The organism is Stenotrophomonas sp. Steno-Z1, from assembly GCF_056393175.1.
Genome location: NZ_JBWJPB010000001.1, coordinates 310867 through 324799 on the forward strand (window position 1 = coordinate 310867; position 13933 = coordinate 324799).

Below are 13933 nucleotides of genomic sequence, written 5' to 3' on the forward strand. Positions count from 1 at the left end.
CCGTCCGGTGGTGCTGCCGGTCAGCGGTCGTCGCGCAGCGTGCCGCCGGGCAGGAACGCCCAGGTCCGGGTGACCTGCAGGATGTCCACGCCGTCGTCGGTCTTGGGCAAGGGCGGGAACGGCTGGGCCAGGCGCACCACGCGCAGCGCGGCCTCATCCAGCAGCGGCGTGCCGCTGCTGCGCAGGATACGCGCGCTTTCCACGCTGCCGTCGCGGCGCACGCCGACGGTGATCACCACCTGACCACCCAGGCGGCGCTGGCGCGCCTCGTCGGGATAGTTGAGGTTGCCCACGCGCTCGGCGCGATCCACCCAGGCGCGCAGGTAGTTGGCATAGGCGTACTCGCGGGTACTGGCCGAGACGAACTTGCGGTTGGGCCGCTTGGCGTACTGCGCCGAGCGCAGGTGGACCTCGGCGGCAAGCCGGGCCATCTCCGCGTCGCGCTGCTCGCGCGCATTCAATGGCGCCTCCGGCAGCGGGTGTTCCGGCAGCGGCTGCGGCTGCGCAGTGGCCACCTGCTCGGTGCTGTTGCGGCTGGCCACCACCCGCGCCTGCGGCGGGGGCGGGCTGGCCGCGTCCTGGCGCTGCTGCGGCACCGGCGACAGCCCGGCCTGCGGCTGCGGCACGATCCCGGCCTGGTTGTCGCGCGGGCGCTGCGCCTTGTCGTGGTCGCCGCCGCCCTGCTGGTTGGCCTGGGCCAGGAAATCGGCCTGCCGGGGCGTCAGCGGGGTCTGGGTCTGGCTGAAGATCACGTCCAGGGTCGGCACCAGCGCGGCCTTGTCGCTGACCGCGAAGCCCACCCCCAGGATCAACAGCGCATGCACCAGCAGCGACAGCGCCAGGGTCGCACCCAGGCGCTGCGACTCGCGCGCCCGCAGCGGCAGCAGCGGCTCGACCGTCGCATTCATCGCGGCAGGCCGGCCTCGATCGCGTCGAACAGGGTGCCGGCGATGTTCAGCCCGAACTGCGCATCCAGCTCACGCACGCAGGTGGGGCTGGTGACGTTGACCTCGGTCAGGTAGTCGCCGATCACGTCCAGGCCGACGAAGCGCATGCCGCGGCGCTTCATCTCCGGCCCGACCTGGGCGGCGATCCAGCGGTCGCGCTCGCTCAGTGGGCGGCCTTCGCCGCGGCCACCGGCGGCCAGGTTGCCGCGGAATTCGTCGCCCTGCGGGATCCGCGCCAGGCAGTAGTCCACCGGTTCGCCATCCACCAGCAGGATGCGCTTGTCGCCGGCGGTGATGTCCGGGATGAACTTCTGCGCCAGGGCCAGCGTGCGCTCGCCGTCGGTCAGGGTTTCCAGGATCACGTTGAGGTTGGGGTCACCGGTGCCGCTGCGGAAGATCGAACGCCCGCCCATGCCATCCAGCGGCTTGAGTACGGCCTGGCCGTGTTCGAGCACGAAGGCCTTCAGGTCGGCGTTGCGGCGGCTGACCAGGGTCGGCGGACAGCACTGCGGGAACAGCAGGGCGGCCAGCTTCTCGTTGAAATCGCGCAGCCCCTGGGGGTCGTTGACCACCAGGGCACCGGCCTGCTGGGCCACGCTGAGGACGTGGGTGTCGTAGATGAATTCGGCATCCACCGGCGGGTCCTTGCGCATCAGCACGACCTGGCCGGGGCCGAACACGGTCTGGCTGAATTCGCCCAGGGTGAACCAGTCGGCCTTGTCCTCGCGGACCTGCAGCGGCGCCGTACGCGCCACCGCCTGGCCGTCGCGCAGGGCCAGCCCGCCGGGGCTGACGTAGTGCAGGGCGTGGCCGCGGCGCTGGGCTTCCAGCAGCATGGCGAAGGTGGTGTCCTTGGCAATCTTGATGTGGGCGATGGGGTCCATCACCACGATGACGTTCAACGGCATGGTCGCAACCTGGCAGGCAGGGCGATGATGGTAGCCGCAACCGCGCCCGCCTGCCTGCCCCGGACCGGCGCAACGCAGTGTCCGGCGACCGCCCCGGTTTGCGCAAAACCGGCCGTTGCCGCCGCCGCCGCCCCGGCTGCGGCTTGGCTGAAGTGATGGCGCTTGAAGCCTGCGCCGGAAGTGCGATATAGATACGCTTTCGCAGCGGCGCCGGACCAAAGCAGAAGCGTCGCGCGCTCGGGGAAAGGTAATGACTGAAAACATGGCTGCGGGTGGGGAACTCGCAGGGCTCAGGGTCATGGTCATCGATGATTCGAAGACCATTCGCAGGACCGCGGAAACACTGCTCAAGCGCGAAGGCTGCGAGGTGGTGACCGCGACCGATGGTTTCGAGGCGTTGGCCAAGATTGCCGACCAACAGCCCCAGATCATCTTCGTGGACATCATGATGCCGCGTCTGGACGGGTATCAGACCTGCGCGCTGATCAAGGGAAACCAGCTGTTCAAGTCGACCCCGGTGATCATGCTGTCCTCCAAGGACGGCCTGTTCGACAAGGCGCGCGGGCGCATCGTGGGCTCGGAGCAGTACCTGACCAAGCCTTTCACGCGTGAAGAACTGCTGGGTGCCATCCGCACATACGTAAACGCCTGACCAGGGGGGAAAGGCACAATGGCTCGAATCGTTCTGATCGAGGATTCACCGACCGACCGTGCGGTGTTCACGCAGTGGTTGACCAAGGCCGGGCATGAGGTTCTCGAAGCGGACAACGCCGAGGACGGGCTGGTGCTTGTCCGCGAGCAGTCGCCGCAGCTGGTCCTGATGGACGTCGTGCTTCCGGGCATGAGCGGTTTCCAGGCCACCCGCGCGATGGCCCGGGATGCGGCGATCAAGCACATCCCGGTGGTAATCGTCAGCACCAAGGCGATGGAGACCGACAAGGCGTGGGGGCTGCGCCAGGGGGCCGCCGACTACATCGTCAAACCGCCGCGCGAGGAGGAACTGATCGCGCGGATCAACGAGCTGGTGGTCTGATGCGTTCTCCTTTCGACATCCTCGAAGCCTACGAACGGCGCAGCCTGGCCCATGCGGTGCAGCTGCCCGAGCGGCAGTTCGCGCAGGACCTGTGGCGTGGCGTCGGCTACCGCGTGGGCAAGCGTCGGCTGGTCTCGGATTTCCGCGAGGTGGTGGAAATCGTGCCGATGCCGCCGATCACCCCGGTCCCCGGCGCCCAGCCGTGGCTGCTGGGCGTGGGCAACCTGCGCGGCAACCTGTTCCCGGTGGTCGACCTGAAGTACTTCCTGGAAGGCGAGCGCACGGTGCAGCAGGAAGGCCAGCGCGTGCTGATCATGCGCCAGGCCGGCGGCGACGTCGCCCTGACCATCGATGAACTGTTCGGCCAGCGCAGCTTCGAGCTGGAGCAGGACATCGTCGCCGGCGACATCGCCAGCGGCCGCTACGCCCATTTCATCGACCGCGCCTTCCACGGCGACGGCCACGACTGGGGCGTGTTCTCGTTGTCGCTGTTGTCGCGTACTCCCGAATTCAGGCAGGCCGCAGCCTGAGCGCTGTGGTCTGTCTCACCGCATTGAAGATCGAGGTTGAACGATGAGTACTGCTTCGGAATCCGCCAAGGCCGGCAAGCTCGGGTCGGTGGGAACCAATTTCTGGCTGGGCCTGCTGGCCCTGTCGATGATCGTGTTCGGCGTCAATACCGGCGTGGCCACCTGGCAGGGCAGTCGCCTGGCCGGCGCCAGTACCGGCGCGGCCGACCTGCAGGTGCTGTCACAGCAGCTGGCCAACCAGGGCCGTGAGGCGGTCTCGGGCAACGCCCAGGCGTTCACCGCGTTCAAGGACACCAAGACCCGCATCGAGAGCACGGTGAGCAGCCTGCAGGGCCGCTACGGCGCCGAAGCCAACGTGTCCGGGCCGCTCAACCAGCTCAGCCAGACCTGGGAGCCGCTCGGCAAGAGCGCGGCCCAGCTGGTGGCCAGCGAGCCGGCGGTGCTGGCCCTGGCCGGCAACGCCAACAACTTCGTCAACGGCGTGCCGGCACTGCAGGCACAGCTCAATGAAGTGGTGCGCGCGATGTCGGCCGGCGGTGCGCCGGCCTCGCAGGTGTACAACGCGCTGCAGCAGGTCGTGGTGGTGGGCTCGATGGCCCGCCGCGTGACCGAAATGCGCGCCGGTGGCGGCAGTGCCGCTGCCGCGGGCGACGCGCTGGCACGCGACTCGGTGGTGTTCACCCAGGTGCTGGACGCGCTGCGCAACGGCAACGAGGAGCTGGGCATCGCCCCGGTCCGCAACGCCGGTGCCCTGGCCGCGCTGGAGCAGTCCCAGAAGCAGTGGGACACCATGAAAAAGGACGCCGACGCCATCCTGGCCAGTTCGCGCCAGCTGTTCTCCGCGCAGTCCTCGGCGGCGGCGCTGACCGGTGGCTCGACCAAGATGCTGGACGACAGCAAGAAGCTGTTCGAAGCCTTCTCCTCGTTCGGTTCGGTGCGCGACACCCGCCTGTTCCCGAACTTCTGGCTGGGCGTGATCTCCGGCGCGCTGTCGCTGATCGCCATCATCGGCTTCGTCAGCAGCACCGTGCGCAGCCGCTCGCGCGAGCAGGACCTGCGCTACCAGACCCAGGTGGAGTTCAACAGCCGCAACCAGCAGGCCATCATGCGGCTGCTGGACGAAATCAGCTCGCTGGGTGAAGGCGACCTGACGGTCAAGGCCTCGGTGACCGAGGACATGACCGGCGCCATCGCCGACGCCATCAACTACGCCGTGGACGAACTGCGCCACCTGGTCACCACGATCAACGACACCTCGGCCAAGGTCGCGCTGTCCACCCAGGAAACCCAGGCCACGGCCATGCAGCTGGCCGAAGCGGCCGGCCACCAGGCCAACCAGATCACCTCGGCGTCGGACCGCATCGGCGAAATCGCGTCGAGCATCGAGCAGGTGTCGCGCAACTCGGCCGAGTCGGCCGACGTGGCACAGCGCTCGGTGGTGATCGCCGCCGAGGGCGCCGGCGTGGTCCGCGAGACCATCCAGGGCATGGACCAGATCCGCGACCAGATCCAGGAAACCTCCAAGCGCATCAAGCGCCTGGGCGAGTCCTCGCAGGAAATCGGCTCGATCGTGGAACTGATCAACGACATTTCCGAGCAGACCAACATCCTGGCGTTGAACGCCGCGGTGCAGGCGGCCTCGGCCGGTGAGGCCGGTCGCGGTTTCGCCGTGGTGGCCGACGAAGTGCAGCGCCTGGCAGAACGTACCTCCGGCGCCACCCGACGCATCGAAGGCCTGGTCCAGGCCATTCAGGCCGATACCAACGAGGCGGTCAGCTCGATGGAGCAGACCACCGCCGAGGTGGTGTCCGGCGCACGCCTGGCCGAGGACGCCGGTACCGCACTGACCGAAATCGAACGCGTGTCCAACGCGCTCAACAACCTCATCAAGAACATCTCGATCGCCGCCCAGCAGCAGTCGTCGGCCGCGTCGGACATCACCCGCACCATGGGCGTGATCCGTCAGATTACCGGCCAGACCTCGCAGGGCGCGGGACAGACCGCCGAGTCGATCGGTCATTTGGCACAGCTGGCGGCCGACCTGCGCCGCTCGGTTGCCGACTTCAAGCTGCCGGCGTGAGCCGCGGGCAGGGCGGAGAGGGAAGGAATCAGCAGATGATGCATCGCCAGACGCAACAGCACGACACGCGCGCCCACCTGCCGGGAGTTTCGGCATGAGCACGCTGCGCGATGCCATGAGCCACGCTGCCCTGGGCTGGGTCAAGCCGGAGCTGGACGAGACCCTGCGCCAGGTGCGCAACGAGGTCGAGTACTACGTGGAAGACCCTGCCGACGGCAGCCGCATGCGCTTCTGCGCCGGGTACCTGCACCAGGTGCAGGGCACCTTGCGCATGGTGGAGCTGTACGCCCCGGCGATGGTGGCCGAGGAGATGGAGCAGCTGGCCAATGCCATCGGCGCCGGCCAGGTGCCCGACCGCGACGAAGCCTGCGCCACCCTGATGCGCGGCAGCGTGTTGCTGCCCGACTATCTGGAGCGCCTGCAGAACGGCCACCGCGACATCCCGATCGTGCTGCTGCCGCTGCTCAACGACATCCGCTCGGCGCGCGCCGCACCGGGCATCAATGAAAGCGTGCTGTTCGCCTTCGCCCCGGACAGCGTCAGCGCCACCGAGGCCGAGCTCGACCATGCGCGCGGCAGCCTGAGCGGGCGCAACCGCGAGCTGCTCGACACGGTCGGCAATGCGGTCAAGGAAGAACTGCTGCGGATCAAGGACGCGCTGGACCTGCACCTGCGCACCGGCGGCGAGCCGGTGCAGCTGCAGACCCAGGTCAATGAACTGGGCGCGGTCGCCGACACCTTGGGCATGATGGGCCTGGGCGTGGCCCGTGGCGTGGTCGTGCAGCAGCGCGATGCGCTGCGTGGCGTGGTCGACGGCCAGCAGCAGATCGATGAAGGCCTGCTGCTGGATATCGCCGGCGCGCTGCTCTACGTGGACGCCTCGCTGGACGACCAGGTCGCCCACCTGGGCGCCGGCGGCAGTGGCGAGGACGACCCGAGTGCGGTCGAGAACCGGCGCACGGTGGAAGTACTGGCGCATGAAGCGATCGCCAACTTCGCCGCGGCGCGCGAGCATTTCGTCGCGTTCATCGAAACCAACTGGAACCACCAGCAGCTGCAGGAAGTGCCGCGCCTGCTCGGCGAGGTCGCCGGCGCGCTGCGCATGCTCGACCTGGCCACCCCGGCCGACTACCTGCAGGGCGTGCGCCAGTACATCGCGGTGGAACTGATCGGGCGCCAGCGCGTGCCCAGCGGTCGCCAGCTCGATACGCTGGCCGATGCCATGGCCAGCCTGGAGTACTACCTCGAAGCCCTGCGCGAACGCCGCCCGGGGCGCGAGGAAATCCTCGACATCACCCGCACCAGCCTGGAGACGCTGCGCTACTGGCCGCTGCCCGACGCGCATGCCGCTGCCGCCGATGCCAGCGCCGAAGCGCTGCCGGTCGCGCCGGAAGCGATCGAGCTGGCCCCGTGGGAAGCGCCGTCGGCCGACCTGGTCGACATCGCGGTCACGCCGGCCGCACCGGCCCCGGGCAGCGTGCCGCCCTCGTTGCCGGACATCACCTTCGACCCGCTGCCGGCAGCCGCCGACGCCTCCTCGCTGGTGTTCGCCGCCTCCACCGCGAGCGCGCCGGAAAGCGCCCAGTGGACGCTGTCGCAAGCTGCCGACCGCGACGAAGGCGCAGGCGCCTTCGGCCATTTCGATCCGGTGATCGCCGAAGACAGCAGTGCAACCCGCTGGGACGCGCTGCCGCCGATGCATGCGGCGCTTGACGCATTGGATGCGGTCCACGCCGATACGGGCGCCCCGGCCGATACCGCTGCCGAGCCGCTGACCGAACCGACCGTCGCAGCGGCCGCATTCGCCGGCGGCTTCGACCCGGTGGCCGCCGAGCATGATGCGCTGGAGATCAGCGACGAGCCGATCGAATTCACCTTCGATGCGCCGCTGCACAATGCCGGCGACGTGCTCTCGCTGCAGGTGGATGACGCCCCGACGGTGCAGGTGATGGACGCTTCGGGCGATGCCATGCCGGCCCTCGGTGTGCAGCGCCTGCCGTCGTTCCTGCAGGCCAGCGAGGCCCGCGAGACCCAGGCCAGCGAGAGCCAGGCCAGCGAGACCCAGGCCAGCGAGACCCAGGCCGACCGTGGCGACGTGCTGGCGACCCAGCCCGACGACGCGGTGGCATCGATCGGGATCGAGCATGCCGACGCGTGGACGGTCGAACCGACCGAACCCGCTGATGCGATCGAGATCGAGCATCTCGAGGCCGTCGAAGCCGTCGAGGCCGTCGAGGCCATCGCGGACGAACCGACCGACGCCACCGAGAGCGTCGACGCCTTCGACGCCATCGAGGCAGCCGAGGCAACCGAACAGACCGAACAGACCGACACGACCGACACGACCGACACGACCGCACAGGCTGCGGCGCCGATCATCACCCACAGCAGCACCGGGGTGCATGCGGCGGTGATCGGCAAGATCGAACTGGACGACGAGTCGGCCCGCTTCCTCGCCGAGCTCGATGCGGCCGCCGCGCAGTTCAGCACCGAGTCGTCGGTGTCGCCCGCAGCCGAGCCGGTAGCGGCCGAGGCCGCCGCGCAGGACGTGGCCGGCAGCATCGAGGCGGGCTTCGAGGACGATGGCGAGAACATCGACCAGGACATCCGCGAGGTCTTCATCGAAGAGTTCGACGAAGAACTGGTCAACCTCGGCAACCTGTTGCCGGTCTGGCGCGCCGCGCCGGACAACATGGACCGGCTGCGTCCGATCCGCCGCGTGTTCCACACCCTCAAGGGCAGTGGCCGGCTGGTCGGCGCACGCACGCTGGGCGAGTTCAGCTGGAAGATCGAGGGCATGCTCAACCGCGTGCTCGACGGCACGCGTCCGGCCTCGCCGGCGGTGGTGGCCATGGTCACCCAGGCCTACGAGGTGCTGCCGCAACTCAACGCGGCCCTGCGCGGCGAAGGCCGCGTCAGCGCCGATCTGCAGGCCATGCAGGCCATCGCCGACCGCATCGCGGCGGGCGAGGAAACCTTCCATGTGCCGCTGCAGCGCGCGACGCCCGTCGTCGCCGCACCGGTGGATACGCTCGAGACCGTGGTCGAGGCGCCGGTCGTCGACGCGCCCGTCGTCGAGGAAGCCAGCGGCACCCCGGCCAACATCGACGAGGTGCTGCGCGAGATCCTGGAAGCCGAGGTGGACGCCCACCAGGCGACGCTGCAGGCATGGCTGCGTGATGCCAGCGTGGCGCCACTGCCGGTGACCGACGCGCTGCTGCGCGCCGTGCACACCATGAATGGCGCGTTCGCGATGACCGACGTGCCGGAGATCACCGCCGTCACCGGTGGCGCCGAGAGCTTCATCAAGCGCTCGCTGGCCGCCGATGCCACCCCCGACGCCGATGGCGTGCAGGCGCTGTCGGCGACCGCCGCGGCGATCAGCGCCACCATGGACGCGCTGCAGGCCGAATCGCCGCGCATTCCGGTCCAGGCCGCGCTCGCCGCGCGCCTGCATGCACTGGCCGACACCTTGCCCGAGGCGCGCTGGCCGGCGCTGGTGGCCGATGATGACCTGGCGCTGGACGAGGACGACGCGGACACCCTGGCAGGCGAGGAAGCGCACGCAGACGGGCAGGGCAGCGATGCGCTGCTCGACGGCAGCGCCGATGCCGGGCTGCAGCAGGCAGACATCGAGGCCGATGACCTGTCGGTGATCGAACTGGCGACCGTCGAGGCCGAGGATTCCCTCGCGCTCGACGTGCGCGACGCCGCGGACACCCTGGCAGGCGAGGAAGCGCACGCAGACGGGCAGGGCAGCGATGCGCTGCTCGACGGCAGCGCCGATGCCGGGCTGCAGCAGGCTGACATCGAGGCCGATGACCTGTCGGTGATCGAACTGCCGACCGTCGAGGCCGAGGATTCCATCGCGCTCGACGCGCGTGACGCCGACGCAGCGGTGGTGGGCGAATTGACCGGCAGCGATGACCTGTCGGCCTATTTCGATGCCGACCTGCCGGCCAACGCACTGCCGTCCGTGCCGTTCGAGAGCGAAGCGCCGGCCGAGCCGGCCCGCTTCGAGGCGATCGAACTGGCCTCGATGGACGTCGAGGCCATCCACCTTGAGCCGGCCCATGACGACTCCGGCGCGACGCCGGCGGACGCAGCGGCGGGCCTGGAAAGCATCGAGCTGACCGACGCCGAGGACCTGTCGCGCTTCTTCGACGCGGCGGCCACGCCGCGTGCCGACGCCCCGGTCGCCGCCGAGGCGGACGCTGGCGCACCGGTGATCGAGGCGGAGACCCCGCCAACCGCGCGCACGCCGGAGGCGACGCTGTCCGAGGCGCAAGCCGACCTGGACACGCCGGCGTTGGACACCTCCCCGCTCGTCGCCGAGCCGTCCTTCGCGGACGTCGAACTCGACACCGACAGCGAGGCCGACACGCTGGACGACGCGCTGCCGCCGCCGCCGGCGTTCGGCGACGTGGTCGACGAGCAGCAGGCGCTGGATGACGGCCTGACCGTGGTCGACGCCCTTCAGACCGACGATGCCGGCGACAACGTGCTGGGCCTGGACGCCGGTGACGCCGCGCAGGACCACCGCAGCGAAGCCGACGCCTTCGTCGAGGACGCGGGCGACACCGACCTGGACGCCGCGGTACCGGCGCCGTTCTTCGAGCTGGAAGACGCACCGCTGGCCACCGCCGCCGAAAGCGCGGCGCTGGCCTCGCTGCCGGCCGCCAACGACCGGGCCGACGCGCTGGCCGTGGCCGCCGCGGACGCCGCCGACCACCAGGCCGACGCCGACACCGATGAGGCCGAGGCCGACGACGACGGCGCCGACGCGCTGGACTTCAGCGTGCTCGACCAGGAACTGGTCGACATCTTCGTGGAGGAAGGCAAGGACCTGCTCGACCATTGCGATGGCCTGATCAGCGAACTGCGTGCGGCCCCCAACGACCGCGAGGTCATTGCCGGGCTGCAGCGTGACCTGCACACCCTCAAGGGTGGCGCCCGCATGGCCGGGATCAACCCGATCGGCGACCTGGGCCACGGCATCGAATCGTTGCTCGAAGCGGTCGCGGCCAACCGCACCGACATCGACCGCAGCGACGTGCATCTGCTGGAGCGCGGCTTCGACCGCCTGCACCAGATGCTCACCCGCACCGGCCAGCACCGCAGCGTGGCCATGCCCGAGGACCTGATCGCTGCATTCGACCGGCGCACCCTGGGCCGGGTCGAGCCGGTCGTGGCCGTCGATGACAGCGAGGGCGCCGTCGATACCGCCCCGGTGGTGGTCGACCGTGCCGTCGCCGCCGCACCGCTGTCGGCCCCGGTTCCGCTGGAAAGCAGCACCGACGAGGACAGCCTGGCCCGTCCGCAGCAGGAACAGGTGCGCGTGCGCGCCGACCTGCTCGACCGCCTGGTCAACCATGCCGGTGAAGTGGCGATCTACCGCTCGCGGCTGGAACAGCAGCTCGGTGCCTTCCGCGGCGCCATGGGCGAACTGGACCGTACCAATGCGCGTCTGCGCGACCAGCTGCGCCGCCTGGATCTGGAAACCGAGGCGCAGATCGTCGCCCGCTACCAGCGCGAACAGGACCAGGCCGACCACAAGTTCGACCCGCTCGAGCTGGACCGCTTCTCCACCCTGCAGCAGCTCAGCCGCGCCCTGAACGAATCGGCGGCCGACTTGAGCGGCCTGCAGGGCGTGCTGGATGACCTGTCGCGCCAGTACGACGTACTGCTGCAACAGCAGTCGCGGGTCAGCTCGGAACTGCAGGACGGCCTGATGCGCGCGCGCATGGTGCCGTTCGACGGCCTGGTGCCGCGCCTGCGCCGCGTGGTCCGCCAGGCCGGCCAGGACACCGGCAAGCAGGTCCACGTCATCCTCGAAGGCACCCACGGCGAACTGGACCGCAACGTGCTCGACCGCATGGTCGCGCCGCTGGAGCACATGCTGCGCAACTCGGTCGCGCACGGCCTGGAGACCCCGGAACAGCGCCGCGCCGCTGGCAAGCCGGAAGAAGGCGAGATCGCCATCCGCCTGCGCCGCGAAGGCTCGGAAATCGTGCTGGAAGTGGCCGACGACGGCGCCGGGCTGGACCGCGAGGCGATCCGTCGCCGTGCCGAACAGCGTGGCCTGGTGCAGGCCGATGCGGTGCTCGGCGACGCCGAACTGGACGCGATGATCTTCTCGCCCGGGTTCAGCACCGCCGACCAGGTCAGCCAGCTGGCGGGCCGCGGCGTGGGCATGGACGTGGTCCACAACGAAGTGCGCCAGCTCGGCGGTTCGGTGGACATCCACTCGGTACGCGGCCAGGGCGTCACCTTCACCCTGCGCCTGCCGCAGACGCTGGCGGTCACCCAGGCGGTGTTCGTGCAGATCGGCGAGACCACCTTCGCCGTGCCGGTGGCCTCGGTCAGCGGTATCGGCCGGATCTCGCGCGAACGCTTCGAGACCGCCAACGGCGGGTACCACTACGGCGGCGAAGAGTTCGCGTTGCACGATCTGGGCACGCTCATCGGCCAGGCCCAGGCCCGCGCCGAAGGCCAGGCCCAGGTGCCGCTGCTGCTGGTTCGCGCCGGCGACCTGCGCGTGGCCGTGGCCATCGACCAGGTGCTCGGCAACCGCGAAATCGTGGTCAAGCCGGTCGGCCTGCAGATCGCCTCGGTGCCGGGTATCTACGGTGCGACCATCACCGGTGATGGCCGGGTCGTGGTCATCCTCGACGTGGCCCCGCTGGTGCGCCGCTTCATCGCCAACCCGCACAAGCCGATCGCCGAGACCACCCAGGTCAGCGACCGCGAGGCGCCGGTGGTGATGGTGGTCGACGACTCGCTGACCATGCGCAAGGTCACCGGCCGCATCCTGGAGCGCCACAACTTCGAAGTGACCGTCGCCCGCGACGGCATCGAAGCGCTGGAGCGCCTGGAAGAACGCGTGCCCGACCTGATGCTGCTGGACATCGAAATGCCGCGCATGGATGGCTATGAGCTGGCCACCGCGATGCGCGCCGATCCGCGCTACAAGGACGTGCCGATCGTGATGATCACCTCGCGCAGTGGCGACAAGCACCGTCAGCGCGCCTTCGAAATCGGTGTCCAGCGTTACCTGGGCAAGCCTTACCAGGAACTGGACCTGATGCGAAACGTGTACGACCTGCTGGGGATCGCCCGTGTCCGCGACTGACCTGCCTTCGCTGTTGTCCGTCGCGCTGCTGGCGCGGGTCGGTCCGGCCCGTGAGCGCCTGCGCGAGGCGCTCGGTCAGGCCGGCGCCACCCTGGTGCTGGAGGAGGATCCCAACGCGCTGGACCTGCAGGTGCTGCGCGATGCGGCGCCGGGTGCGGTGCTGATCGCGCTGGAGCCGGCGATCGAGGATGCGCTGGAGCGGCTGGACCCGGTGCTGGGTTCGCCGTCGCTGACCCTGATCTTCGACGAGGCCGAACTGGCCGCCCGTCGCGAAGGCTGGGAGGCGCAGCGCTGGGCGCGCCACCTGGTGGCCAAGCTGCACGGCCACCTGGACGTGCTGCCGCCGGGGTCGGAACAGGAGGGCCTGCTGCAACCCGAACCGGGCCTGCCGACCACGCCGGCGCAGTTGCATGCCGACGCGCCGCTGGAATTCCATGTCCGCGAGGCGTTCGACGCCGCGGGCGAGGTGCCTGCCGACGGCCTGTACCAGGCGCCAGGTACGCTGAGCGAACCGATGTCGCTGGAAGAAGCGCTGGCGGCGTTGCAGCCGGCGCCCAGCGCGCCGGCCGAGCCGACCCCGGCGCCGGCCGCCGCGCCGCCGGTACCGCTGGGCGACCACAGCAGCTGGTCGCTGGTCGACGATGACGCCGCCGCCCCGGCGCCGGCAATCCCCGTCGCAGGTCGCGAGCCGCCGCCGGCGCCGACCGATTTCGACACGGCACGGCTGTCGCTGGTCGAGCTGGACGCCGAGCGCCCCGCCGACGGTGCCGCCGCGGGTGCGGTGCTGGTACTGGCCGGTATCGGCGGTCCCGATGCGCTGCGCCGCCTGCTGGCGGCCCTGCCCGACGGGCTGGCCACGCCGGTGCTGGTGCACATGCGCCTGGATGGCGGCCGCTACGGCAACCTGGTCAAGCAGATGGCGCGCGTGTCTGCGCTGCCGGTGCTGCTGGCCGAGGCCGAGCTGCCGGTGCAGCCCGGCAACGCCTACATCCTGCCGGACGACGTCGGCCTGGCCGTGCGCAACCAGGGCTTGTACTTCACGGCCGATGCGCAGGGTGTCCAGGTGGGCGCGCTGCCGGCCGCGCACAGCGCGGTGGTGCTGCTCAGTGGTGCCGATGCCAGCCTGGTCGATGCGGTGCTGGGGCTTGCCGCCGACGGTGCGTGGGTGGCCGGGCAGGTCGGTGAAGGCTGCTATGACCCCACCGCCGCCAATGCCGTGGTCGCCGCCGGAATGGACGCGGGCGAGCCGCCGCAACTGGCCCAGAGCATCGTCGAACGTTGGGGCGTGAGCGAGTAATCGCGC

General features: G+C 70.0%; 8 protein-coding genes. 6 read left to right on the forward strand and 2 right to left on the reverse strand.

The features are described 5' to 3' along the window. Positions 1-20: 20 nt before the first annotated feature. Positions 21-908, reverse strand: a complete 888-nt coding sequence (locus tag AC06FD_RS01315; RefSeq protein ID WP_259206290.1) for an energy transducer TonB family protein — start codon at positions 906-908, stop codon at positions 21-23. Further along, a complete protein-coding gene (gene gshB, locus AC06FD_RS01320; protein WP_259206289.1) occupies positions 905-1855 on the reverse strand; it encodes a glutathione synthase in 951 nt (316 codons plus the stop codon). The genes AC06FD_RS01315 and gshB overlap by 4 nt, the downstream gene beginning before the upstream one ends. A gap of 250 nt (positions 1856-2105) precedes the next feature. On the opposite strand from gshB, the gene pilG reads away from it, so the two are divergent. From pilG to AC06FD_RS01350, 6 genes are all read left to right on the forward strand, one after another. Beyond that, on the forward strand, positions 2106-2507 hold the full coding sequence (gene pilG / locus AC06FD_RS01325) for a twitching motility response regulator PilG (RefSeq protein ID WP_017356958.1): 402 nt from the start codon (positions 2106-2108) through the stop codon (positions 2505-2507). A gap of 18 nt (positions 2508-2525) precedes the next feature. Beyond that, positions 2526-2888, forward strand: a complete 363-nt coding sequence (locus AC06FD_RS01330) for a response regulator transcription factor (RefSeq protein ID WP_259206287.1) — start codon at positions 2526-2528, stop codon at positions 2886-2888. Beyond that, entirely contained in the window at positions 2888-3418 is a 531-nt protein-coding gene (locus tag AC06FD_RS01335; RefSeq protein ID WP_259206286.1) for a chemotaxis protein CheW, read from the forward strand. The genes AC06FD_RS01330 and AC06FD_RS01335 overlap by 1 nt, the downstream gene beginning before the upstream one ends. Before the next feature lie 43 nt (positions 3419-3461). Further along, a complete protein-coding gene (locus AC06FD_RS01340) occupies positions 3462-5498 on the forward strand; it encodes a methyl-accepting chemotaxis protein (protein ID WP_259206284.1) in 2037 nt (678 codons plus the stop codon). Positions 5499-5592: 94 nt separating this feature from the next. Beyond that, positions 5593-12630 (forward strand): hybrid sensor histidine kinase/response regulator, encoded by a 7038-nt coding sequence (locus tag AC06FD_RS01345; RefSeq protein ID WP_478076804.1) that lies wholly within the window; start codon positions 5593-5595, stop codon positions 12628-12630. Beyond that, positions 12617-13927, forward strand: coding sequence for a chemotaxis protein CheB (locus AC06FD_RS01350; protein ID WP_478076805.1), 1311 nt, complete (start codon positions 12617-12619; stop codon positions 13925-13927). The genes AC06FD_RS01345 and AC06FD_RS01350 overlap by 14 nt, the downstream gene beginning before the upstream one ends. Positions 13928-13933: the final 6 nt, after the last annotated feature.

Coding starts and splice junctions, on each gene's coding strand:
- AC06FD_RS01345 (WP_478076804.1), top strand. CDS start 5,593: ATGAGCACGCTGCGCGATGCCATGAGCCACGCTGCCCTGGGCTGGGTC.
- AC06FD_RS01340 (WP_259206284.1), top strand. CDS start 3,462: ATGAGTACTGCTTCGGAATCCGCCAAGGCCGGCAAGCTCGGGTCGGTG.
- pilG (WP_017356958.1), top strand. CDS start 2,106: ATGACTGAAAACATGGCTGCGGGTGGGGAACTCGCAGGGCTCAGGGTC.
- AC06FD_RS01330 (WP_259206287.1), top strand. CDS start 2,526: ATGGCTCGAATCGTTCTGATCGAGGATTCACCGACCGACCGTGCGGTG.
- AC06FD_RS01315 (WP_259206290.1), bottom strand. CDS start 908: ATGAATGCGACGGTCGAGCCGCTGCTGCCGCTGCGGGCGCGCGAGTCG.
- gshB (WP_259206289.1), bottom strand. CDS start 1,855: ATGCCGTTGAACGTCATCGTGGTGATGGACCCCATCGCCCACATCAAG.
- AC06FD_RS01335 (WP_259206286.1), top strand. CDS start 2,888: ATGCGTTCTCCTTTCGACATCCTCGAAGCCTACGAACGGCGCAGCCTG.